Source organism: Acidobacteriota bacterium, assembly GCA_030697165.1.
Classification (GTDB): Bacteria; Acidobacteriota; Vicinamibacteria; order Vicinamibacterales; family UBA2999; genus 12-FULL-67-14b.
Genome location: JAUYQQ010000015.1, coordinates 385,150 through 406,457, shown reverse-complemented (window position 1 = coordinate 406,457; position 21,308 = coordinate 385,150). Strand labels below are relative to the sequence as shown.

The following is a 21,308-nucleotide window of genomic DNA, read 5'->3' as shown; positions in this document are numbered from 1 at the left end:
CTCAGGGCGCCAGTGCCGCGGTGCCCGTTAGATTCAGCCGTTTCGCGATGGTCTCCGCGATCACCCGGCTGGCGGCCGCGCTGTAGTGCACTTCGTCGATGAAGGCATGACGATCGTAATGGTCCAGGGCATCGGTCACGAAGGTGGCCCCTGCTGCGCGCCAGCCGGGCTCGAGGTGGAAGAAGAGCTCGCGCAGGTCCTTCCCGTCACCGTCCAAGAAGGCCTTCTCGAAGCCGTCGCGCCGGCCGTGCGTTCCCGCAAAGGGCTGGACGACCGTCCGGCAATCGATCTCGTAGAGACGGCATAGCGTCACCCGCTCGGCCAGTGTCCTCCGGTGGATCGTGGAGAGCGCATTCTGCTGCCCATCCCGGATGCACGTCAGGCTCTGGCGATCGGAATCGTCGGAGGCCAGCCCGCGAAGTGTCCGGATTTTCCTGCCGAGCCGGCGGAAGGCGTAGGTGACGGGACCGCCGACGTCCCAGACGTAGGTATGCTGCGCCCTGCCGACCAGGACGTTCATTTCTTCCAGGTACAAGTCCGGTTCGCAGGTCTCGTTGATCCCATCAAGGAAAATTGCGAGGGCTGGTCGGTAGCCAATTCTCAGGTAGTGATTGAGCAGCAGGTTCTCCTCGGTGCTGGCGTAATTGCGCACCCCCAGGTTGATAACTGGCCGCCCCAGCGCTTGCTCGAGCCGCGCGGGGATGGTCTCGTGATCTGCGATCCCATCGCCAAATGCCGTGCTGCCGCCGAAGAACCAAATCGCATCCCGCAGGGCGGAGATCTCCCGAGGCGTCGAGCTGTTGGCCCGGATGCCGTGGACATCAATGTTCACAAACCGCGAGGTCGTGGCTTCGTTCATGAAGCCGACAACCGGTTCGTAGCGGAAGCGCAGGCCCCTTGTCGTCTGGAGCAGGTCATCGAGGTCGTTGGGCGCCATGTGGGCGTAGTTGGCTTTGACGGCCTCCGACAAGTTGGGATTCAAGAGGGCCGGCACGATGCGGTCGTAGGCTCGCAGGCCGATACACGCACCGAACTGGAGCATCCACATCAGGAGGGCGGTGTTCGCGGCGATGAAGTAGATCGAACGGAGCTGCGTCATAAGGGAGTACCCAGGAGCCTCACCGGCAGGTCCGGATTGAAGAACGTGGCAAACAGGCCGAGGTCGGAGTCGGTGCGAACCAGTTGCGCGCATCGCGCCAGCAAGAGGCAATCGATGACCGCGTCTTCACCCTTCCGGAACCCATCGCCCGGCGCTTTGTGAATCGGGTGACCGTCCACGGACCGCGGCATCTGTCGATAGACGACCTGGCCCGGGTACGCGGTCAGCATGTAGTCCAGGAACGCCTGCTCGTCGGTGGCCACAAATATCTTGCAGTGGGCGTCGCCCACCGCCACCGATGCCTCCCGCACCGCGGCGGCCACGGCTTCGTATGGAACGGGTGGCGCCCCCTCCCACTTGTCGGTGCCGCGGTAGTGGATGCCGATCATGCCGGCGCCATCGGCATGCGCGACCCAATAACGATCAACCTGGTTGCGCATGGATTCCCTGATTCGGACATGGCGTTTGACGATGCCGGCGGCGACATCGCGCGGCATATCGAGCTCCACGTACTCGGCGAAATCGTCATGCTGCCATGGCGGCACGATGCGATCGATTGCCTTCCGAGACGAAGCAATCGTGACCGGTTCGAAGTAATACTCCCACCAATTGGCGCCGGCTGCCGGGTCGTAGTACAGGCCGTGCTCCTGAAAGTCGACCCGCAGCCCGGCGTACAGCTCGGGCCGCGCCTCGTAATGCGCCAGGCAGCCGACGACCGCCGCGACTTCCGAGAACAGCCCGGAGGCCTCGGCGCCGCTCGCGCAATCGAGCACCAGCCGCTCCGGTTGAAGGCGTGCGCCCGCCGAGGTCAGGGCATCGCGCAGCCTAAGTCTGGCCCGCCCTCCCGTCCGGCGCGCATACCAGGCCACCCGTGAGCTGAGCCGCTCGACCAACGCGATCGCGGTACGCCGTCTCATCGTTCGGGGTTCAGTAACATGTCCGGCACCCGTGGGTTGAACAGCGTGGCGCACAGGCTCAGGTTGGAGGCGGTCCGGATCAACGTGTGCGATCGCGACAGCAACAGGCAATCGACGACGGCGTCGAGGCCTTTGCGGTGGTTGCCATCGCTGTTGACCACATCGATCGGGCGGCCGTCGATCGAGCGGAACATCTCGCGGTAACACAGCTGTGCTGAAAAACGCGTGCGCATGAAATCCACGAACGCCTGCTCGTCGGTGGCCAGGAACACGCGGCAGCGCTCCGTCCCGGCGCGCCGCATGGCCTCGTGCACCACCGACGCAACCTCTTCGTACGGTACGCGCCGGGCGTCGTCTGACTTGTCGGTGCCTCGGTAGTGCACCCCGATCACGTGGTGACCGGTCCAATGCTGGCCGATGAAGTTGTCCACGATGTCGTTGACGTCCTGCCTGACCGTCACGTGTTGCTGAACCAGGGCGGCGCCACGGACTCGAGCCATCGTCCGCTCGACCCGGTTGGCGCACAGGTCGTGATAGTGCGGATCGATCGCACGCGCGCGGGCTTCGGCGCGGTCCCGGATGTCAATGGGTGCGAAGTAGTACTCCCACCAATTCGGCCCCACGGCGGCGTCGAAGTACAGGCCGTGCCCGAACTGGACTCGCACGCCGGCGTAGAGGTGCCGCCATCGCTCGTAATGATCGAGCAGCCCGATCACCGCCGCGAATTCTGAAAACAAGCCCGACTCATCCGCGCCACTGCGGCATTCGAGCACCGCGACCTCCGGCGTCCGGATGCGTGCCGCGACGGCACCGAGATGCAGGCCGCGGCCAAGGCGCGCGGCGGCCACTTGCCCTCGCACTTGGCTGTCACGCCACCGGGCCCTGGCGCGGCTGAGCAACCGTCTGATTGGGCTTGGCGCGCTGGGCATCAACACTGGGATGGCATGGAAGCGAGGGTCGAACGGTATGATACGCAATGCGTTGCCCGTCTCTCAAGGCACTGCCGGCGCCGCCCGATGGTCGCAGCGGCTGGCCTTGGACCATCGAGACGCCGCCGCTTCCAGAGGCGCTTCCCGACGGCAGCCACTGGCCCCGCATCAGCGTGGTCGTGGCGTCGTTCAACCATGGCAGCTACGTTGAGGAAATGCTCCGCTCCGTGCTTTTGCAAGGGTATCCGGATCTTGAGCTGATCGTGATCGACGGCGGCAGCCACCAGACGACGCTGGACGTGATCGCGAAGTACCGGGAATGGTTCAGCTACTGGGTGTCCGAGCCCGACGCCGGCCAGTCCGACGCGCTCAACAAAGGCATGGCGCGGGTGACCGGCTCGCTGTTCAACCACCTCGACACCGACGACTACCTGCTGCCGGGCGCCCTGGGGCTGGTCGCGGGGGTGCACGCACGGGACCCCGGGCAGATCATCGCCGGCGACGTCATTCGCACGCGGGAAGGCAGCCACGCGAGCGAGGTGCACTATCCCCAGCCGCATGACCTGCACGCGTACGTCCAGTGGTGGGACACCGAACACCATGGCGGTCCCGGCATGTTCTTCCCGAGCCGGCACCTTGCCGCGGTCGGCGCCGTCGATACGTCGCTGCATTTCCTGATGGACTACGATTTCACGCTGCGGTTCCTGGCGGTGACCGGCATGACGACGCCGCGGTTCCCGGTGGCGGTGATTCGCCATCACGCCGGTTGCAAGTCGGTCAAGGACGGTGACGAGTTCGTCTGGGAATGTGTGCAAATCGTCCGCCCCTATCAGCGGCAGTTTCCGGATCTCGACGCCCGGGCCAACCGCGAGGGCGCCGGGGTGCTGTTTGGCTTCGGGTTTCGCCGCTGGCTCTTCGCGCAGGGCGGTGGCTGGCGGTTCATGAGAGAGGGCCTGCGCATCCACCCGCTCTGGGCGGTGTATTGGCTGATTCCCGGCTGGTTCCTGAGAAAATGGGCACGTCTCCGATCTCGTTCCTGACCCCGTACTGGTCAGGCGCCGACATGATGCGGCTTCATCTCGCATCGATTCGCCGTTTCTATCCAGAGGCGCCGATCCTCGTCTCCAAACGCGACGGGGGCGCGAGCGAGTTGGCGGCCTATCGGCTCGAATTCCGCATTGACGGCTGGATCGAGGAATGCGGCTACACCAACGCCTACCTGCGGCTGTTGGCGCGCTGCGACACGCGCTACGCTTGCATCGCCGACCACGACACGGTGCTGCTCGCCAGCCTCGATCCGCTGATGGCCACGCTGGCCGAGGGACAGTGCGATCTCGTCGGCATCGAAGAGCGCATTCGCCTGCCGGGAAGTTCCGCCGGCGGGTGGCCCGGTGCCGATGGCTGGCTTCGGTTCGCCCCAGGGTGTACCGCCGCCAATTTCCTGCTGATCGACTGGCAGGCATTCAAGGCACGCTTTGGGCTGGGTGGCGTGTTCGGCACGCCCGTGGCTGGCGCCCGGCACTTCGACTTCGACTACGGCATCGGCCAGCGGCTGGCCCGGCATCATTACCTGCGGCCGTACCACTCGCCCAAGTACGGGTTGGGCAACCTGCTGAAGGACGGCGAGGTGCCAGTGGTGTGGCATCAGTGGTACGGGTCGTATCGAACCAGGCTGCGCGAGTCGCCCGACGTCTACGCGATCGCGGCATCCGGCGAGCGCGCGTTCATCGCCGACTACCCGAACCTCGACCTGGCCAATCTCCGCCCGGCGTGGGGACCGGAGCGAGACGTGGCCGCCGAGCAGCGCGAGAGGGCTACGGCTGGCGGCGGTGATGCGGCCCTACGGCGGCTGCGGCGCTGGGGTAGTCGTCAGGTTCGGGTCCTCGCGGCGCGGCTGGCAGTGTGCCGCGACCGCCCGCGCATCAACCGGTCCCGCTAGGAGACTGTCCGAGTTATCGGCGTGTAATTGGTGCGAATCTGTGGCCTAGTGGCGATGCAGATCCAGCGTCACGCAGTGAACGGCGCCACCCATCGTCCGCGCGTGGCGGATCGGCACCGGAATGACCTCAATGCCTTCGGCCTCGAGCATCCGAATCAGCGGCAACTGGCTTCGTTCGACGACCGCCGTCTGCGGGTCCAGCATCAGGAGGTTCATCCCGACCCACTGGCTGGCATGCTCGTACGGGGCATGAAAGCCGATGTCGACGGGGTCGGGACACCACAACAGCCGCCAGCCGGCGAAGAAGGGCGGCAGGTTGCCGGCGTTGAGGCGGGCCGGATTGAGCAACGCCAGGCCCGGCCGCAGCAGGCTGATCGTGCTGTCAAGATGCATATAGCTGTAGATCCCCGACAACAGGTGCACCCGGTACTCTGTCCCGAGGGCGCGTTGCAGCCACAGTGCGCCCAGGGAGTTGCCGCTGTTGCTTTCGAGAAACAGCAGGTCCCGGTCGGCGCGCAGCACGTTGGCCGCGTCGAACACCGGCTCGAGGTTGCGCAGGCTCTTGTGATCCCGGTCTGCGGTTTCGTCGTAGCCTTCGTCCGGAAGCTGCGGGCGAGGGGCCGCGAGCCAGCGTGCGCCGTCCCGCATCGCTTCCTGCAGGATGCGCCGGTAGGGGAAGGCATCGGTATACCGCGCGCGCAAGACCATGGGTGATTCAATAACGGTGTCGCCGACGACCAGCAGGCCGTCGCGCGGACAGAACGCATAATAACCGTCGCTGCGCCAGTGGCCGACGCCGTGCTCGAGGACGGTGTCGGGCACCTCGGGGCGATAGACGGTGACGCCGGCGTTAACGAAAACGCCGCAGAGGTACTCAAGATCCTCGTTGGCTTCGTCGATAACGGCCTGCGGGTAAGGCCCGTGCGGAACCGCGCGCCGGCGATTACCAGCGTAATTGATCGCGCGCAGGCTGACGTCGTCAACCGGCACCCGCGCATGGTCGGCTCGCCCGACGACTACCGTTTGCAACTTACCCCATTCATTGTGGCTGTTCAGGATCACCGTGCCTGATAATACGGTATGCCCTCGCCGTTTGAGCCCGGGGCCGTCATCTTCGACATCGACGGCACCCTCGTTGACAACATGGCCCTGCACGCCGAGGCCTTCGCCGTGTTTGCCGCACGGCATGAGTTGCCGGCGCTGACGCCGGAGGACCGCGCCCGCCTCGACGGCCGCCGGAACAGCGAGATCTTTCCGATTCTGTTCGGCCGTGACGTCGCGCGCGACGAGTGGCAGGCCTACGAGGAAGAGAAGGAAGGTCTCTATCGCGAGTTGTCGCGGGGCCGGCTGGTGCCCATGAAGGGCCTGTTGCGACTGCTGGCCCACTACCGAGCCGCGGCGGTGCCCATGGCGCTGGCCACGTCGGCGCCGGAGCCAAACGTCGTGCACACCCTTACCGAGATCGGCCTGGTCATGGATTTTCAGATCATCGTCCGTGGCGACCAGGTGGCACGGGGCAAGCCCGCGCCCGACGTGTTCACCGCGGCGGGCGCCCGGCTTGGCGTCGAGGCCGGCGACTGCCTGGTGTTCGAGGACGCGCCAATGGGCATTGTCGCGGCTCAATCCGCCGGCATGTCCGTGGTGGCGCTGACCACCAGCTTCAGCGCCGGGCACTTCGCGGCATTACAGCCGCCGCCGTCGGCCACCTGCGCCGATTTCGACGAGTTCCTCGACCGACAGCGTTCCTGACCGTCCGTTGCCCCGAACTCCCCGGCCGTTCAACCGGTTGCTTCGACCGGTCGAGGCATCGGCCTGAACAGCGAACGCGCGTGCGCCGTCTGTGAAGGTGTCCGCACGATTGTCGGACAGGGAGATTAACCATGATGAAGAGCATTCCCACCTTCGCCAGGGCCATGGCGGGCAAGGCCGCCCTGGCCGTCGTGGCCATGATGGCCGCAGGTGTGTTCGGTGACACGGTCCGGATTCACGCCGCGGCCCCGGACGGCGCGGCCGCAGGCGCAGTGGCGGTGACGGTCAACTACAAGGGAAGCGGCACCGTCGATGGCAGCCATCGAGTCTGGGTGTGGCTGTTTGATTCGCCCGACATTGGCGCCGACTCGATGCCGATTGCCGAGATGTCAGTTGACAAGAACGGCGCGACGGCGACGTTCGAGGTGGGTGTGGAGCGGGTGTGGATTGCGGTGGCATACGACGAGAAGGGCGGGATGAGCGGGAACGCGCCGCCGGCCCCGGGTTCGCCGATTGGCATCTATGCGTCGAGCACGGGCGCGCCGGAGGCGGTGATCCCGGGCGCCAAGGGCGCGGTCGTGGTGACGTTCGACGATTCGCAACGAATGCCCTAGCTCGGCTGCTGCGCACGGTTTGGTCCGACGTGCGCAGCCTTCCACTGCCCTGGTGTCATTCGCTCCTCACTGTCATCGCGCGATCACCAAGATCACGCACGCGCTCGCCTAGATTGGTCACCGCAGTACCACCGAAAGCTGGCCGCATCCTTGCTTTCTCTATGAGAAAGAACTCGGCATTTCTTCTTAAACCATTCGTACGCCGAGGAGGAGGATAGATGACATCGATTCGTAAAGTGGCGCTCGCGTGCACCTTCGTCGCGGCGACCATGTTCCCGCTTACCGCATCCGCGCAAGGCGGTCTGCCCAACCAGGACACTTTCTTCACGTTCAGCCAGGCGGTTGAGCTGCCGGGCACGACCTTGCCTGCCGGCACTTACCTGTTCGCGTTGGCCGACGGTGCGACCAATCGGCATGTTGTCAGAGTGATGAGCCAGGACCGCAAGACGTTACACGCGACCCTGTTGGCGATTCCCAATTACACGCTCGACAAGGCGTCGGACGAGCCGCAGGTGCGCTTCATGGAAGGCCCGGAAACCGGGCCGCAGGCCGTCAAGGTGTGGTTCTATCCCGGCCGCACGACCGGGCATGAGTTCCTCTATCCGCGATCGCAGGCCATGAAGCTGGCGGCACGGACCGGCGAGTCGGTTTTGACGACCAAGACCGAAGCCCCCGTCGCGGACACCGTCGCCGAACAGGACATGACGCGCGTCGACCGTACCGGTGCCGATGCCCCCGCCGCCATCACCGCCGAGGCCGCGCCGGTCGTGGCCGAGCGCGCCTCCGAACCCGTGGTGACGGAGCGCGCCCAGACGGCGCCGACCGCGGCCGCCCGTGTCGAACGCACGGAGCTTCCCGCAACCGCCAGCCTGCTGCCCCTGCTGGCGCTGGTCGGCATTGGCTCGCTGCTCGGCAGCCGCCTGCTGCGCGCGCGTCGGGTCCGCTAGTTCATACTGCGAGGGGGGCCGGCACCTGCCGGCTCCTCGCGCACTGGTTGCACTGTGACCAACGCACCTCCCGCGATCTTCGTGCTGCTGGCGCTCTGCGCCGGAATGCCGGCGGCGCAGGTCGTGGTGCCGGCTCCCGTTGAACAACCGGTGTTCAAGTCCGAGTCGCGGCTCGTCGTCCTGCACGTCTCTGTCCGCGACGGCGGCCGCTACGTCTCAGGGCTGTCACGGGATGCGTTCACCGTGATCGACGATGGCCAGCCGCAGGACGTGACGTTGTTTTCGGGGGTCGACGTGCCCGCCAGCATCGGGTTGGTGATCGACAACAGCAACAGCATGGCCCCCAGCCGCGAACGCGTGGTTGCCGCGGCGGTCGCGCTGGCCCGCAACAGCCACCCACAAGATGAAGTTTTCGCGTTGGCAGTCAACGAGCACGTGCGCGAGGCGTGGGCGCCGGCCGTGATCGCCACGACGCGGCTCGATGAGTTCGCGGCCGCCATGGCCAGCGCCATCACCGCCCGCGGCATGACCGCACTCTATGACGGCGTCGCCGAGGCGTTGCGCCGCCTCCGCCGCGGCGTGCACACCCGGCAGGTGCTGATCCTGGTGAGCGACGGTGGCGACAATGCCAGCACTACCAGCCAGGAACAGATCGTGCGGGATGCGCGCGCGGCTGACGCCGTGATCTACACCGTCGCACTGATCGACCCGCTGGTCCGAGACGGCAACCCCGGCCTGCTCCGGCGCCTGGCGCGCGAAACCGGCGGCGAGTCGTTTCAACCCCGCAACCTGAACGAGGTGCCGCCGACGCTGGAACGGATTGCCCGTGATATCCGCAGTGCCTACACGCTGGCTTACACACCGACGGCCGGGGCGGGCCACGCCTCCGGGCCGCGCCGCCGCACCGTCCGCGTCTACGTTCGCGCACCGGATGGCCAGGTGCTGCGGGTACGGACTCGCGATGGTTACCTCTCCGAACCAGGTGGGGGCCAGCCGTGACCGGCTCACGCGGTTGGCTCGCGACGGCGTTCGAGTTCGGCCTGCTCGGCGTCGGCCTGGGATGCTTGGGCACGTATGGCTACGTCACGATCGAGGGCAACCGTCTGCGGCGCGAAAACGTCGCCCAATTCGAGCGCGCTGCCGCGGCGAACGTGCCGCAGGCCGTCGCTGCCGGCAGCCTGGTTGGCATGCTGGAAGTGCCGCGTCTGCGACTGTCGACGCCGGTCGTCGAGGGTGATGACGAAACGGCGTTGCAGGCGTCGGTGGGACACCTGCCCGATACGCCGCTGCCCTGGCAACCGGGCAACAGCGCACTGGCGGGCCACCGCGACGGCCTCTTCAGGCCGCTCAAGCGCGTGACCGTTGGCGACGCGATCACGTTCCGGACGACGCGCGAGGAGTTTCACTACCAGGTGACCGGCACGGCGATCGTGCAGCCGGATGACCTGCGCGTGCTGGCTCCGCGAACGCGTGACACCCTGACCCTGATCACCTGTTATCCCTTTTCGTATGTCGGACCCGCGCCGCAGCGCTTCGTCGTCCATGCCGAGCGGGTGAACCGACCCGGTGGTGCCGGCGGCTAAGATGGCCCGTTGGCCACCGTTGTCAGCCGCCGGGCGACCCGATCGCGCGCCACGCGGTCGAGAAACACGGTCTCGAGCGGCCGGCCCGACGATTCGTGCCTCAGCTTGGCGGCCTCGAGCGCCAGTTGTGGCCGGTCGCCTGCAAAGACAACCCGGCCGGCGTTGAGGACGGCGAACTCGGTGCAGACGTCCTCGACCAGGCCGAGGATGTGCGAACTGAGCAGCACCGCGGCGCCGTGTTCGACGAACTGCCGGATGATGGCCTTCATCGCATCGACCGCGACCACATCCACCCCTTCAAACGGTTCATCCAGCATCAGCAGCCGCGGGTCGTGGAGCAGCGCGCCGGCGAAGGCTAGCTTCTGGCGCATGCCCTTCGAGTAGCCGGCAATGCGGCGTGGCAGCGCATCGGTCAGTTCCAGCGCCGCCGCCAGTTCTTCGATTCTGGCCCGCAGCACCGAATCGGGAATGTCGTAGACCCGGCCCACCCACATCAGGTGTTCGCCACCCGTGAGCAGATCGAACAAAGGGGGCTGCTCCGGGACACATCCGAGTCGCCGCCGCGCCGGCCGTGGATGGTGCGCCGGATCGTGCCCATCGAGCTGCGCCGAGCCGGCGTCGGGACGACTCACGCCGCACAGGATGCGCAGCAACGACGACTTTCCCGCGCCGTTCGGCCCGACCAGCCCCAGGGCCTGGTGGGCGCCGATCGCGATCGACACGCCCGACAGGGCGGCTACGTCGGCGTACCTCTTGTGAATGTCGCGGGCCTCGATCATGCGCGGGTTCCGGTCGCCAAGGCCTGCAGCATGACTTCTTGCCGTGTGGCGATCAAGCGGGGCACCAGGCGCGACCCCGCGGCCAGTGCTGCCGCGGCAGCGCCGACCAGCGCCAGCGCGGCGAACGCGCATGCGACCGAAGTCCACCGTCCGGTCTGGAGCGCGTATGCCAGGTAGAGGCTTGGCCCCAGGTACAGGCTGCTGGCGACCGCGACCACGAGAACCGCCGGTGTGCCGATCAGGGCACCGCCCACCGTGTGGGGATCCGACGGCGACGGAAAGAGCACGCTGGTTAGCAGGCCGACGGCTGCCGCCCACATGAACAGGCCAGCCGCCAGGATCACGCCGGCCGTCACGAGCGGCCATGGCACCGCGTGCGCCACCAAGTATGCGGATCCCGCGGCCTGCGCGACCAGGGTGAAGAGCAGGACGGCGACGATCTTGGAACGTACCACCGCGCGCATCCCGAGGGGCGCCATCAGGAAGGCGTGGAACCCCGCCCGGTCCGTGGCGAACAGGTTCGCAAGCACGCTGGTGCCGACGTGGACCGGCACGAGTGAGAAGACCAGCGGGAGTATCAAATCCGGGCTTTCGTCCAGGCGCGCCCCCACAAGCGCGAGCAACACCCCGCCCATGAGCCACGAGAGCTGGTATCGGCGCCAACGGCTAAGCCGCACCAACTCGCCATGGAGCAGCGTTGCATGGCAGCCGGAAAGGCGCGCGAGCCACACTGGGAAAGCTGATATCGGCGGAAGGGGACGTGCGGTTGCGACCGGTGCCGCTCGTGGCGCGGCCTTGATTCGTACCGACCAAAATTCGATCGCCGCGAGCGCGAATGTCCACACCACCAGGCCGGTCCATGCGCCGAGGGCGGCTTCATTCATCACGATGCGCACGACCAGCCCGGGCGGTGACCACGCCGTCAACCGGTCCGGCGCAGCCACCCACAACGCGGTTACCACCGCGCAAGTCGCTCCGACCATCACGGCTACGCTGGCCAGCGAAGCGCTGAGCACTCGCGAACCGATCAGCAGCAGCGAGACCGGCAGGCGCAGGAGTACCAACGTGGCGGCGACTGCTGCAAGCAGCGCGGTGCCGTGCAGCCAGCTGCCAAGGAGCACGAGCCAGGGCAAGCCGGCCGAGAGCACAGCCAGCGAATGTGGACCGCCCGTGGTGACGGCCTGCACGGCCAGAAACGCCTGCCAGTGCGACAACGGGCGCGTCGCGAAATCCGCGAGCAGGGCGCGAATGAACGACAACTCGCCGGCCGCGACCGCGTAGACAAACGCCCCCATGAAGGTCGCCCAGAGCCACAGCCCGAGGACGAGCGGAGCCTGGCTGCGTGGGATCTCGTTCAGCGCCAGCGCTTCGCCCATCCGCGCGGACGACTGGCCCATGGTCGACGCCGCCAGCAGCGCCACGGCGACGAACAACCAGACGCCGCCAGACGACTCCTGAAGCGAGCGAGAGAACACGCGCCAACTGAGTGTCACGGCCTTGTGCCCGACCACGAGGCGATACTACATCAGTGCCTGTAACTGATAGAATCGTAAGCGGTTCGGTCTAATGAAGAAGATCCTGATCGCCAATCGCGGCGAGATTGCCGTGCGCGTGATTCGTGCCTGTCGCGACATGGGTATTGGCGCCGTGGCCGTGTACTCGGAATGTGATCGTGCGGCGTTGCATGTCCGGCTGGCCGACGAAGCCTGGCCGGTGGGTCCGAGCGCGCCTCGCGACAGCTACCTGCGAATCGACGCGATCATCGACGCGGCGAAGCAGTCCGGCGCCGACGCGGTGCACCCTGGGTATGGCTTTCTCGCCGAGAACGAGGATTTCGCGGCGGCGTGCCGCGATGCCGGCCTCGTGTTCATCGGCCCAACGCCGGAAGCGATCGCGCTGATGGGGAGCAAGACCGCGGCGCGGCAGGCCGCGATCAAGGCCGGCGTACCGGTCGTGCCCGGCACGGAAGAGCCGCTCAGCGAGCAGACCTCTGACGCCGAGGTGTTGACGGTGGCCGAGCGCATTGGCTACCCGCTCATGCTCAAGGCGGTGGCGGGTGGTGGCGGCAAGGGCATGCGCATGGTGTCGTCGCCAGCGGAATTGCCGGCGGCGCTCCGCGCCGCGCGCTCTGAAGCGCAATCGGCCTTCGGCGATGGCGCCGTCTACCTCGAGCGGCGCATTCTCGCCTCGCGGCACATCGAAGTGCAGTTGCTCGGCGATCACCACGGCACCGTGCTGCCGTTCGTCGAGCGCGAATGCTCGATCCAGCGGCGGCACCAGAAAGTTGTCGAGGAGAGCCCGTCGCTTGCGGTCTCACCGGCGCTGCGACGGCAGATGACGTCGGCCGCGGCCGCCGTCGCCCGGACGGTCGGCTATACCAACGCCGGCACCATCGAGTTCCTGCTCGACAGCGACGGTTCGTTCTATTTCCTCGAGATGAACACCCGCCTGCAGGTCGAACATCCCATCACCGAGATGGTCACGGGAGTGGACCTGGTCCAGTGGCAGATTCGTATTGCCAGGGGCGAGCGGCTCGATCTCGATCCGGAAGCGTTGCTGAGCCCTCGCGCCCACGCGATCGAGTGCCGCATTTACGCCGAGGATCCGGAGAACGGCTTCCTGCCATCACCCGGCCGCATCCAGGGCTTGCGCGTGCCGCACGGCCCGGGCGTGCGTGACGACAGCGGCGCCTACGAAGGCGGCGAAGTGCCGATCTTCTACGACCCGATGATTTCGAAGCTCATTACGTGGGGCGAGAACCGCGAGCACGCCATTGCCCGCATGAAGCGGGCGCTCTCCGAGTACGAAGTGCGCGGCATCCGCACCACCATCCCGTTCTTCCAGTGGATCCTGGACGATGACGACTTCATCGCCGGGCGGTTCGACACCACCTTTATCGACCGCAAGATGGGCGCGCCCGGCAGCGGGACGCTGCAGGTGATTGACGCCAGTCACGAGGAACTCGCGATGGTGGCCGCCGCCGTGCACCTGTTCACCCGTGCAGCCACGGCCGCACCGGCCGCCGAACCGATCAGCGTCTGGAAGCAGGCCGGCCGGGCGGAGGCGCTGCGATGACCTACGAGATTGCCGTCGGCCAGGGCGCGCACCTGGTCTCGGTGACGCGCAAGGGCCCGCTGCTGCACGTGGCCATTGGCAGCCGCACCCTGGTGGTCGATGCGCGGCGCGTCGGCGACATGACGCTGTCGCTGCTGGTGGGGCCGGTCGACGGCTCGGCGCCGGTGACGAGCGTGGACGCCTCGCTTGCGACCCGGCGCGCGGCGGGTGAGTTTGACGTGCACGTGGCCGGCCGGGTCATCCCGGTGCAGGTCCGGCAGGCCGGCGCGTTCGGGCGCCAGAAGAAGGCCGGCGCCGCCGTCGGCGCGGGCCCGCAGCGCATTCTCGCGCCCATGCCCGGCAAGATCGTGCGGTTGCTGGTGAAGGCCGGCGACGAAGTGACGGCGCGGCAGGGCCTGGTGGTGGTCGAGGCCATGAAGATGGAGAACGAGCTGCGCGCGGTCCGCGATGGCCGCGTGCGCGAGGTGTCGGTGGCCGAAGGGCAGTCGGTGGACGCGGGCGCGACCCTGTTGGTCGTGGAGTAACGGCGGCCGATGAGCAGGATGACGCAGATCGGTAACCAGCTGCGTTCCGCATTCGCGATCGGGTATCGCCTGGCACGCCGCTTTGCCCTGGTCATCGGCATCGTCGTGGCCGTCGTGGTCGTCTCGACGCTGACCATCGACCTGGGGCCGGCGTTGCGGGCGCGCGCCGAGACCGCGGGCGGCAACTGGCTCGAGCGCAAGCTGACCATTGGCCGACTCGGGGTGCACCTGGCGCGCGGCCGGTTCGTGATCGAAGACCTGCGCATCGACGGCATGTTGCCCGGCGAGCCGCCCTGGCTCACCGCCAAGCGCATCGAGGTGTCCCTCACCTGGGGCGCGCTGTTCGGCCGCGAGGTCCTGCTCGACGAGATCGAGATGACTGACTGGCGCATGGTGATCGAGTCGTTCCCTGATGGCCGCCAGACCTTTCCGCGCGTTACCGGGCCGCCCCGGGCGCCGCGCACCGGCCCGGGTTTGGTGGTCACGACCCTGCAGTACGTGCGCGCCCATCGCGGCGAGCTGGTCGTCAACGACTACGGCTCCGACTGGTTCATGGTCGCCCCGAATCTCGATGTCACGGTGGCCAAGGTCGGCACGTACCGCGGCACGATGAAGTTCAATGACGGCGATCTCAAGATCCAGAAGTACGTGCCGATGAAGGCCGAACTCGCGGCCGCATTCAAGCTGACCGACGGCAAGATCGTGTTCGATCGCATCGACCTGATTACCGATGGCGCGGTCTCGCAGATCTCGGGCGTGATCGAGCCGGCGAAGTGGCCCGAGCAGTTGTACCAGGTGAAGTCCCGCATGCAGTTCCCGCGCATGCGAGAGATCTTCTTCGCTAATGACACGTTCAGCCTGTCGGGCGAGGGTTTCTTCAACGGCACCTTCCACATGTTCACGGGTGGCCGTGAACTGAAAGGTGACTTCTCGAGCGTGGAAGCCGGCGTCAACGATTTCCGTTTTCCCAACCTGGCCGGGTCGGTGGTCTGGGTCCGCGATCGCATGGAGGTCACGCACGCGACTTCGGGGTTTTACGGTGGCACGACCCAGTTTCGCTACCTCATGGCGCCGCTCGGCAATCCGACGACGCCGGCGCGCGCCGAGTTCGATGCGCAGTACGCGGATGTCGACCTGGCGGCATTGTCGGATGTGTTCCAGATGCGCGGCTTGCGGGTGGCAGGTCGCGCCAGCGGCCACAACACCATGGCGTGGACGCTCGGTCGGTTTGCCGATCGTGCCGGCGAGGGCGCCGTGACCTTGGCCGCGCCGGCGGGCGTGGCGTTACAGGGACCGCAACTGCCGGCGGGCGCCGCGGCGGCCGCGCGCGCCCGCTATCTCGTCCAGGGCCCATTCAGCAACCACACGCCGATGGCGCCGCTGCCGGTGGCCGGGAACCTCACCTACGCGTTTGATCCCGAGGCCCTGCGCTTCGAACCGAGCCAGGTCTTCACCGAAGACACCTACGTGGCGTTTGAGGGCGCCACCGCCTACGGCGAACGCTCGAAGATCCCGTTCCGTGTCACGACCCGCGACTGGCAGGAAAGCGACCGCCTGCTGGCCGGCATCATGACGGCCTTTGGCGCGACCACCCAGGCCATCCCGATCGATGGGGTGGGCCGCTTCGAGGGCGTGCTGCTCGGCGCGTTCAGGCGGCCGCGCATCGAAGGCCGGCTGGTCGGCCAGGAGATGCGCGCGTGGGACGTGAACTGGGGCGAGATCGACGGCGACTTCGTGGTCGAGAACTCGTATGCGAACGTCAGCCGTGCCGTGATCCGCTCGGGCTTGTCGCGCATGGACGTGACCGGCCAGTTCTCGCTCGGCTACCCGCGCGCCGACGGCGGCGAGGAAATTGACGCCCGCATTCGCATCACGGACAGGGAGCTGGCTGACTTGCGCGAGGCCTTCGACCTGCAGGACTACGAGGTTGACGGCCCCCTGTCTGGCGACTTTCATGTCTTTGGCCGCTACGAGGGGCCGCACGGTTTCGGCCGCATGACGGTTGCCCGCGGCATTGCCTACGACGAGCCATTTGCATCCTTCGAAACCGGGTTGCGCTTCGAGGGCGCCGGGGTCCGGCTCGACGCGCTGCAAATGTCGAAAGGCGGCGGACAGATTACCGGCGCGGCCTACGTCGGCTGGAGCGGCACCTACTCGTTCGACGCCGACGGCCGGAATATCGCCGTCGAAACCCTGGCGCTCACGACCTATCCCGGCTACCCGACCATTTTCGGGTCGCTGGACTTCAGCGCCACCGGCACCGGCACCTTCGAGGCGCCTCGCTACGATGTGCGCTTCAGCGCCAGCGACCTGTTCTTCGGCGACGAGGGCGTTGGGCAGATGTCGGGGCGGTTGTCGATGCGCGGCCTGTTGATGACCTACGAGATGGAAGTTGCCTCGGCGCGACTGGCCGTGTCGAGCACCGGCCGCATCGAACTGAACGACGAGATGGATGCGGAGATGTCCTTCCGCATCAGCGATTCGTCGCTCGACCCGTTCGTCCGCGCGCTCCAGCCGGGGTTCTCGCCGTTTACCTCCGCCATTGCCAGCGGCACCATTCGCGTCGTCGGTGAGCTGTACAACCCCGATGCCCTGCGCGTCGACACGACGGTCGAATCCGTGGATCTGCGGCTGGTCGACTACCAGCTGCGCAACGCCGCGCCGATGCGCTTGAGCATCGAGGGGCAGTCGCTGGTGGTGGATTCGCTGCGCATGGTCGGCGACGGCACCGAGCTGGATCTGTCGGGCACGGTCGACCTGCGCGATCAGTCACTGGCGCTGCAGGCCAACGGCGCCGCCAACCTGGCGGTGTTGCAGGGGTTTGTCGCAGACGTCCGCAGCTCGGGCCGCGCCGAGGTGACGGCGCGCATTACCGGCACGGCGCGCGAACCGGTGGTGGCCGGCAACGCGCTCCTGACCGGCGGCCGGATCCGCCAGCTGTCGTTCCCGAACGCCCTTGAAGAGGTGAACGGGATCGTCACGTTCGACGCAAGCGGCGTGCGCCTGGACGGGCTCGGCGCGCGGCTCGGCGGCGGGGCGGTGCAGTTTGGCGGGCGGGTCGGGTTGGCCGCGTATCAGCTGAGCGAGTTCGACGTGACGGCAATCGGGCAGGACATGCGCCTGCGCTATCCCGAAGGGATGCGTTCGCTGGTGGACGTCACACTGGCGCTGCAGGGACCCGCGGCGTCGCCGGTGGTCACCGGCACGGTCAACGTCAAAAGCGCGAGCTGGACCCGCGGCATCGATACCTCCGGCGGCCTGTTCAGCGGCCTCGGCGGCGGCGACCCGGCGCCGCCAACCGTGGAGGGCCAGGTGGCGGCCCCGTCGGCGCTGCGGTTTGACGTCCGGCTGTTGGCGCCGTCGACGCTCCGCATCGACAACGACCAGGCTCGCATCGTTGCCAGCGCGGACCTGACCCTGCGCGGAACGCTGGACCGGCCGCTGGTCTTTGGCAGCGCCGAGATCGTCCGCGGCGATGTCGAATTCGAGGGACGCCGCTACCAGGTGACGCGCGGCAGCCTCGACTTCGCGAACTCCGAACGAATTCAGCCGTTCTTCGACATCGAAGCCGAGACGCGCGTCCGGGTGCCGGGGCAAACCTACCGCATCACCATGCGCATGGCGGGCACGACCGACCGATTGCAGCCGCAGTTCCAGTCCGATCCGCCACTGCAGACGCTTGACATCCTGACCCTGCTGTTCAGCGATCAGGCGATCAGTGGCGACATGGAGCTGGCGCGGTTGCAGCGGCCGAACGAACAGGAGCAGCGCCTGGTCGAGGCGCGGGCCACGCGCGCCCTGACCGGCGCCCTCTCGGCGGAAGTTGGCCGCGTGGTGGAGCAGACTTTCGGCGTCGACACCTTCCAGATCACGCCGCTCCTCAATGATCCGTACCAGCAGTCGGCTCGGGTCAACCTCAATCCCACGGCGCGCGTCACCATCGGCAAGCGCATTTCGAGCCGGGTCTTCCTGACCTACGCGCGCAGCCTGTCGTCGGCCGAGTACGACCAGATCATCCTGCTCGAGTTCGACGAAAGCGACACCCTGTCGTGGGTCCTCTCGCAGAACGAGGACCGGACCTACGCGCTCGAAGTCCGCAAGAGGCACGCCTTCTGATGCGCGCAGGCGTGGTCCTGGTCGTACTGCTGCTGCTCGCCGACGCGGCCGTGGCCCGCCAGTACGTCGGCCAGACCATTGCCGACGTGCGGGTCGAGGTCGCCGGCGTGCCGCTTACCGAGCCGGCGGTGATCGAGTTAATCGAGACCCGCATTGGCGAACCGCTCACCATGACCCAGGTCCGGGCGACGATCGATCACCTGGTGGGCCTCGGTCGTTTCGAGGATGTGCGAGTGGTCGCAGCGCCGTCGGCTGAGGGCGTGATCGTCCGGTGGCTGTTGATCCCGGTGCGCCGCATTGGCGCCATCAAGATCGACGGCCATGCCCAGGTGCCCGGCGCGGCCATCCGCGCCGAACTGGCGGACCGGTTTGGCGCGCTCCCGTCGGTAAACCGGGTGCCCGAGATGGTGACCGTTCTCGGGGCCTTCTATGCCGATCGCGGCTTCCGTCAGGCGGCCATCCTGCCGCGCCTCGACGAGAATCAGTCCCAGCCCGAGCGAGTGACACTGGTGCTGTCGATCAAGCCCGGTTCGCGCGCCGCCATCCGCGCCATCACGGTGACGACGTCGCGGATCGCACCGGAGGCCGAGGTCATCGAGCGCCTTGGCCTGCAGGCCGGGCGCCCGTTCGATCGCACCGCGCTCGAGGCGCGCATTGCCGACTACGAGGAAGACTTGCGCGGCCGCGGCTACTACGAGGCGCGGGTGCGCCAGGCTCACGACTTCTCGGCTGACGGCGCGAGCGTGGATGTCCAAGTGGCCGTCGAACCCGGGCCGCATGTGCGGGTCGTGTTCGAGGGCGACCCTCTCGAGGGCAATCGCGAGGCTCTGGTGCCGGTGCGCGAAGAGCGGACCGTGGACCAGGACCTGCTCGAAGACGCCAGTCTCCGCATCGAGGACGCGCTGCGGCGCGCCGGCTATCGCTCGGCGCAGGCCCCGTTCGCCCGCCGCCAGGAGGGCGACGAGGTGATTGTCACGTTCACGGTGACGCGCGGCCCGCAGCACCGCATCAGCCTGGTCGAAATCTCGGGGCTGGACGGGCTCGACGAAACCGAGATTGCGCCGCTGCTGCAGCTGAAGGCGGGTGAGCCGTACGTCGAGTCGCGCGTCGGCATGGTCGCCTCCGCGATCACCGAGCTGTACCACGTGCGGGGTTATTCGCGAGCGACGGTGACGCCGGCCATCCAGGTCCTGCCCGCCGAGACGCGCGGCGGCGCGTCGTTCCGGCCGGTCGAGGTGCGGTTCGAGGTCCAGGAGGGGCAACCCACTGAGGTCACCGGCGCCACGGTGGAAGGGGTCACCGCCCTCGAGCCGTCGCAGCTGGCCTCGCAGCTGGCGTTGTCGGCCGGACGGCCATTCTACCGCCCGCAACTGGCGGCCGACCGCGACACGCTGCTGCGGACGTATCGCGGCCTAGGCTACCAGAACGTGTCGGTGATCTCACAGCTTGCGTTCGCCGACGATCAGCGCCGCGTGGCCATCACCTGGACGGTGACGGAAGGGCCGCAGATTGTCGTCGACCGCGTGCTGATCAAGGGCAACCTGCGGACCGGCATCGACCTCATCCGGCGGGAACTCACCATCCGCTCCGGCAGTCCGCTGAGCGACGGCGCGTTAATCGAGAGCCAGCGCCAGCTGGCGGCGACCGGCCTGTTCCGCCGCGTGCGGGTGAGTGAGCTGCCGCGCACCGGGTCCAACAGCCGCGACGTGCTGGTCGACCTCGAAGAGGCGCCGGCCACGACCATCAGCTACGGCGGCGGCATCGAAGTCGGCGGCATCACCGGCACAGACGACGATGGCCAGGCCAACGAGGAACTCGACGTCGCGCCGCGCGGCTTCTTCGACATCAGCCGGCGCAACCTGTGGGGGAAGAACCGTTCGGTCACGTTGTTCGCCCGCGTGACGCTGCGCAAGGGCAACGGCGACGAGGGGATCGAGGGCGGCAACGCCGCCGGCTACGGCCTCAACGACTATCGCGGGTTGTTCACGTTTCGGGAGCCCCGGGCGTTTGGCACCACCGGCGACGCCCAGTTCAGCGCGTTCATCGAGCAGGGCTTGCGCTCGAGCTTCGATTTCAATCGCAAGGGCGTCACCGCCGACTACGCCAAGCGGTTCACCGGCTTCACCGTCACCGGCCGCTACACCTTCGACTACACGAAGCTCTACAACGAACGCATCGCGCCAGACGACCAACTCCTGATCGATCGGCTGTTTCCCCAGGTGCGGTTGTCCAAGGTCTTCAGCTCCGTGTTGCGCGACTCGCGTGACGATGTGCTCGATCCGCAGCAAGGGTCGGTGCTCGGCCTCGACGGATCGATCGCCGCGAGGGTGCTCGGTTCGGAAGTGGGGTTCGTGAAGAGCTTCGCCCAGGCGTTCATTTACCGGCGGTTGCCGGGCCGCGGCATCGTGCTGGCGGCCGGCGCGCGCGTGGGCGTCGCGGTCGGCTCCGCACAGGTGGTGCCGGCGGTCATCGAAATCGCCGCGCCGGCCGACGCCGACGTGGCGCGCGATCGGTCGCGGGCGGCGACTTTTCCCACTACCATTCGCGACCTGCCTGCGAGCGAACGGTTTTTTGCCGGCGGCGACACCACCGTGCGCGGCTTCGCGCTCGACCGGCTGGGCACGCCCGAGACGCTCGATCCGCAGGGGTTCCCGCAAGGCGGCAACGGCCTCGCCGTCTTCAATTTCGAGGCCCGCGCGCCCTATTGGAAGAACCTGCAGTTCGTGTGGTTTACCGACGCCGGCAACGTCTTCAAGCTGGCGTCCGACATCCGCCTGGACGAACTGCGGCTCACCAGCGGGATCGGCTTTCGCTATCGGTCGCCGATTGGCCCGCTGCGGGTGGATTGGGGCTTCAAGCTCAGCACGAAGCTGCTGGCAACCGGTGGGCGGGAGCGATCGAACGTGCTGCACATCTCGCTGGGGCAGGCCTTCTAGCGGAGTGTCCGTTCGAGCGAATGCGGATCGTTCCTTCGGAACGACCCCAGTGGCCTCAATGGGCCGATTGATGGGACGTTCGTAATCACTGATACGCTCCA

17 protein-coding genes are annotated in these 21,308 nt (G+C 67.3%); 11 read left to right on the top strand and 6 right to left on the bottom strand.

The window, feature by feature from the left end; genetic code table 11:
• Window position 1: 1 nt before the first annotated feature.
• Genes Q8T13_15435 through Q8T13_15425 form a run of 3 tightly spaced genes read right to left on the bottom strand, consistent with a single transcriptional unit; the run spans window position 2 to window position 2,876 of the window.
• On the bottom strand, window positions 2–1,099 hold the full coding sequence (locus Q8T13_15435; GenBank protein MDP3719155.1) for a hypothetical protein: 1,098 nt from the start codon (window positions 1,097–1,099) through the stop codon (window positions 2–4).
• A complete protein-coding gene (locus tag Q8T13_15430) occupies window positions 1,096–2,016 on the bottom strand; it encodes a nodulation protein NodZ (GenBank protein MDP3719154.1) in 921 nt (306 codons plus the stop codon). Before Q8T13_15430 ends, Q8T13_15435 begins: the two co-directional genes overlap by 4 nt.
• Complete coding sequence (locus tag Q8T13_15425; GenBank protein ID MDP3719153.1) at window positions 2,013–2,876, bottom strand: nodulation protein NodZ; 864 nt, start codon at window positions 2,874–2,876, stop codon at window positions 2,013–2,015. Before Q8T13_15425 ends, Q8T13_15430 begins: the two co-directional genes overlap by 4 nt.
• A gap of 116 nt (window positions 2,877–2,992) precedes the next feature.
• Between Q8T13_15425 and Q8T13_15420 the strand changes: the two genes are divergently transcribed.
• Window positions 2,993–3,985 carry a glycosyltransferase gene (locus tag Q8T13_15420; protein ID MDP3719152.1) on the top strand — a complete coding sequence of 331 codons (993 nt, stop codon included), beginning with the start codon at window positions 2,993–2,995 and terminating at the stop codon, window positions 3,983–3,985.
• The gene (locus tag Q8T13_15415; protein MDP3719151.1) at window positions 3,958–4,884 is read left to right on the top strand and encodes a hypothetical protein; all 927 of its coding nucleotides are present in this window, start codon (window positions 3,958–3,960) and stop codon (window positions 4,882–4,884) included. The genes Q8T13_15420 and Q8T13_15415 overlap by 28 nt, the downstream gene beginning before the upstream one ends.
• A gap of 45 nt (window positions 4,885–4,929) precedes the next feature.
• Here the strand turns inward: Q8T13_15415 and Q8T13_15410 are convergent, their stop codons facing one another.
• Window positions 4,930–5,946 carry an inosamine-phosphate amidinotransferase 1 gene (locus Q8T13_15410; GenBank protein ID MDP3719150.1) on the bottom strand — a complete coding sequence of 339 codons (1,017 nt, stop codon included), beginning with the start codon at window positions 5,944–5,946 and terminating at the stop codon, window positions 4,930–4,932.
• Between the two features lie 18 nt (window positions 5,947–5,964).
• Here Q8T13_15410 and Q8T13_15405 point away from each other — a divergent pair, with 18 nt between their 5' ends.
• The 5 genes from Q8T13_15405 to Q8T13_15385 all read left to right on the top strand — a co-directional run bounded on the left by Q8T13_15405 (window position 5,965) and on the right by Q8T13_15385 (window position 9,777).
• Window positions 5,965–6,633, top strand: a complete 669-nt coding sequence (locus Q8T13_15405; protein MDP3719149.1) for an HAD family phosphatase — start codon at window positions 5,965–5,967, stop codon at window positions 6,631–6,633.
• A gap of 131 nt (window positions 6,634–6,764) precedes the next feature.
• On the top strand, window positions 6,765–7,247 hold the full coding sequence (locus tag Q8T13_15400) for a hypothetical protein (protein MDP3719148.1): 483 nt from the start codon (window positions 6,765–6,767) through the stop codon (window positions 7,245–7,247).
• A gap of 218 nt (window positions 7,248–7,465) precedes the next feature.
• On the top strand, window positions 7,466–8,194 hold the full coding sequence (locus Q8T13_15395; protein MDP3719147.1) for a hypothetical protein: 729 nt from the start codon (window positions 7,466–7,468) through the stop codon (window positions 8,192–8,194).
• Window positions 8,195–8,248: 54 nt separating this feature from the next.
• A complete protein-coding gene (locus Q8T13_15390; protein ID MDP3719146.1) occupies window positions 8,249–9,193 on the top strand; it encodes a VWA domain-containing protein in 945 nt (314 codons plus the stop codon).
• Window positions 9,190–9,777: a class D sortase gene (locus tag Q8T13_15385; protein ID MDP3719145.1), complete on the top strand. Its 588-nt coding sequence runs from the start codon at window positions 9,190–9,192 to the stop codon at window positions 9,775–9,777. Before Q8T13_15390 ends, Q8T13_15385 begins: the two co-directional genes overlap by 4 nt.
• Here Q8T13_15385 and Q8T13_15380 read toward each other — a convergent pair.
• On the bottom strand, window positions 9,774–10,556 hold the full coding sequence (locus tag Q8T13_15380; GenBank protein MDP3719144.1) for an ABC transporter ATP-binding protein: 783 nt from the start codon (window positions 10,554–10,556) through the stop codon (window positions 9,774–9,776). The genes Q8T13_15385 and Q8T13_15380 overlap by 4 nt on opposite strands.
• Window positions 10,553–12,067, bottom strand: coding sequence for a hypothetical protein (locus Q8T13_15375; protein MDP3719143.1), 1,515 nt, complete (start codon window positions 12,065–12,067; stop codon window positions 10,553–10,555). The genes Q8T13_15380 and Q8T13_15375 overlap by 4 nt, the downstream gene beginning before the upstream one ends.
• 55 nt (window positions 12,068–12,122) lie before the next feature.
• Between Q8T13_15375 and Q8T13_15370 the strand changes: the two genes are divergently transcribed.
• Genes Q8T13_15370 through Q8T13_15355 form a run of 4 tightly spaced genes read left to right on the top strand, consistent with a single transcriptional unit; the run spans window position 12,123 to window position 21,207 of the window.
• Window positions 12,123–13,631, top strand: coding sequence for an acetyl-CoA carboxylase biotin carboxylase subunit (locus Q8T13_15370; protein MDP3719142.1), 1,509 nt, complete (start codon window positions 12,123–12,125; stop codon window positions 13,629–13,631).
• Complete coding sequence (locus tag Q8T13_15365; GenBank protein ID MDP3719141.1) at window positions 13,628–14,155, top strand: biotin/lipoyl-containing protein; 528 nt, start codon at window positions 13,628–13,630, stop codon at window positions 14,153–14,155. The genes Q8T13_15370 and Q8T13_15365 overlap by 4 nt, the downstream gene beginning before the upstream one ends.
• An 18-nt stretch (window positions 14,156–14,173) precedes the next feature.
• Window positions 14,174–18,271 carry a translocation/assembly module TamB domain-containing protein gene (locus Q8T13_15360; GenBank protein MDP3719140.1) on the top strand — a complete coding sequence of 1,366 codons (4,098 nt, stop codon included), beginning with the start codon at window positions 14,174–14,176 and terminating at the stop codon, window positions 18,269–18,271.
• Window positions 18,271–21,207 (top strand): POTRA domain-containing protein, encoded by a 2,937-nt coding sequence (locus Q8T13_15355; protein ID MDP3719139.1) that lies wholly within the window; start codon window positions 18,271–18,273, stop codon window positions 21,205–21,207. Before Q8T13_15360 ends, Q8T13_15355 begins: the two co-directional genes overlap by 1 nt.
• Window positions 21,208–21,308 lie beyond the last annotated feature (101 nt).

What these genes read in the sequence shown, in the direction of transcription:
- Q8T13_15435 (MDP3719155.1), bottom strand. Translation starts at nt 1,099, where the DNA reads ATGACGCAGCTCCGTTCGATCTACTTCATCGCCGCGAACACCGCCCTC.
- Q8T13_15430 (MDP3719154.1), bottom strand. Translation starts at nt 2,016, where the DNA reads ATGAGACGGCGTACCGCGATCGCGTTGGTCGAGCGGCTCAGCTCACGG.
- Q8T13_15420 (MDP3719152.1), top strand. Translation starts at nt 2,993, where the DNA reads ATGCGTTGCCCGTCTCTCAAGGCACTGCCGGCGCCGCCCGATGGTCGC.
- Q8T13_15415 (MDP3719151.1), top strand. Translation starts at nt 3,958, where the DNA reads ATGGGCACGTCTCCGATCTCGTTCCTGACCCCGTACTGGTCAGGCGCC.
- Q8T13_15405 (MDP3719149.1), top strand. Translation starts at nt 5,965, where the DNA reads ATGCCCTCGCCGTTTGAGCCCGGGGCCGTCATCTTCGACATCGACGGC.
- Q8T13_15400 (MDP3719148.1), top strand. Translation starts at nt 6,765, where the DNA reads ATGATGAAGAGCATTCCCACCTTCGCCAGGGCCATGGCGGGCAAGGCC.
- Q8T13_15395 (MDP3719147.1), top strand. Translation starts at nt 7,466, where the DNA reads ATGACATCGATTCGTAAAGTGGCGCTCGCGTGCACCTTCGTCGCGGCG.
- Q8T13_15380 (MDP3719144.1), bottom strand. Translation starts at nt 10,556, where the DNA reads ATGATCGAGGCCCGCGACATTCACAAGAGGTACGCCGACGTAGCCGCC.
- Q8T13_15370 (MDP3719142.1), top strand. Translation starts at nt 12,123, where the DNA reads ATGAAGAAGATCCTGATCGCCAATCGCGGCGAGATTGCCGTGCGCGTG.
- Q8T13_15365 (MDP3719141.1), top strand. Translation starts at nt 13,628, where the DNA reads ATGACCTACGAGATTGCCGTCGGCCAGGGCGCGCACCTGGTCTCGGTG.
- Q8T13_15360 (MDP3719140.1), top strand. Translation starts at nt 14,174, where the DNA reads ATGACGCAGATCGGTAACCAGCTGCGTTCCGCATTCGCGATCGGGTAT.
- Q8T13_15355 (MDP3719139.1), top strand. Translation starts at nt 18,271, where the DNA reads ATGCGCGCAGGCGTGGTCCTGGTCGTACTGCTGCTGCTCGCCGACGCG.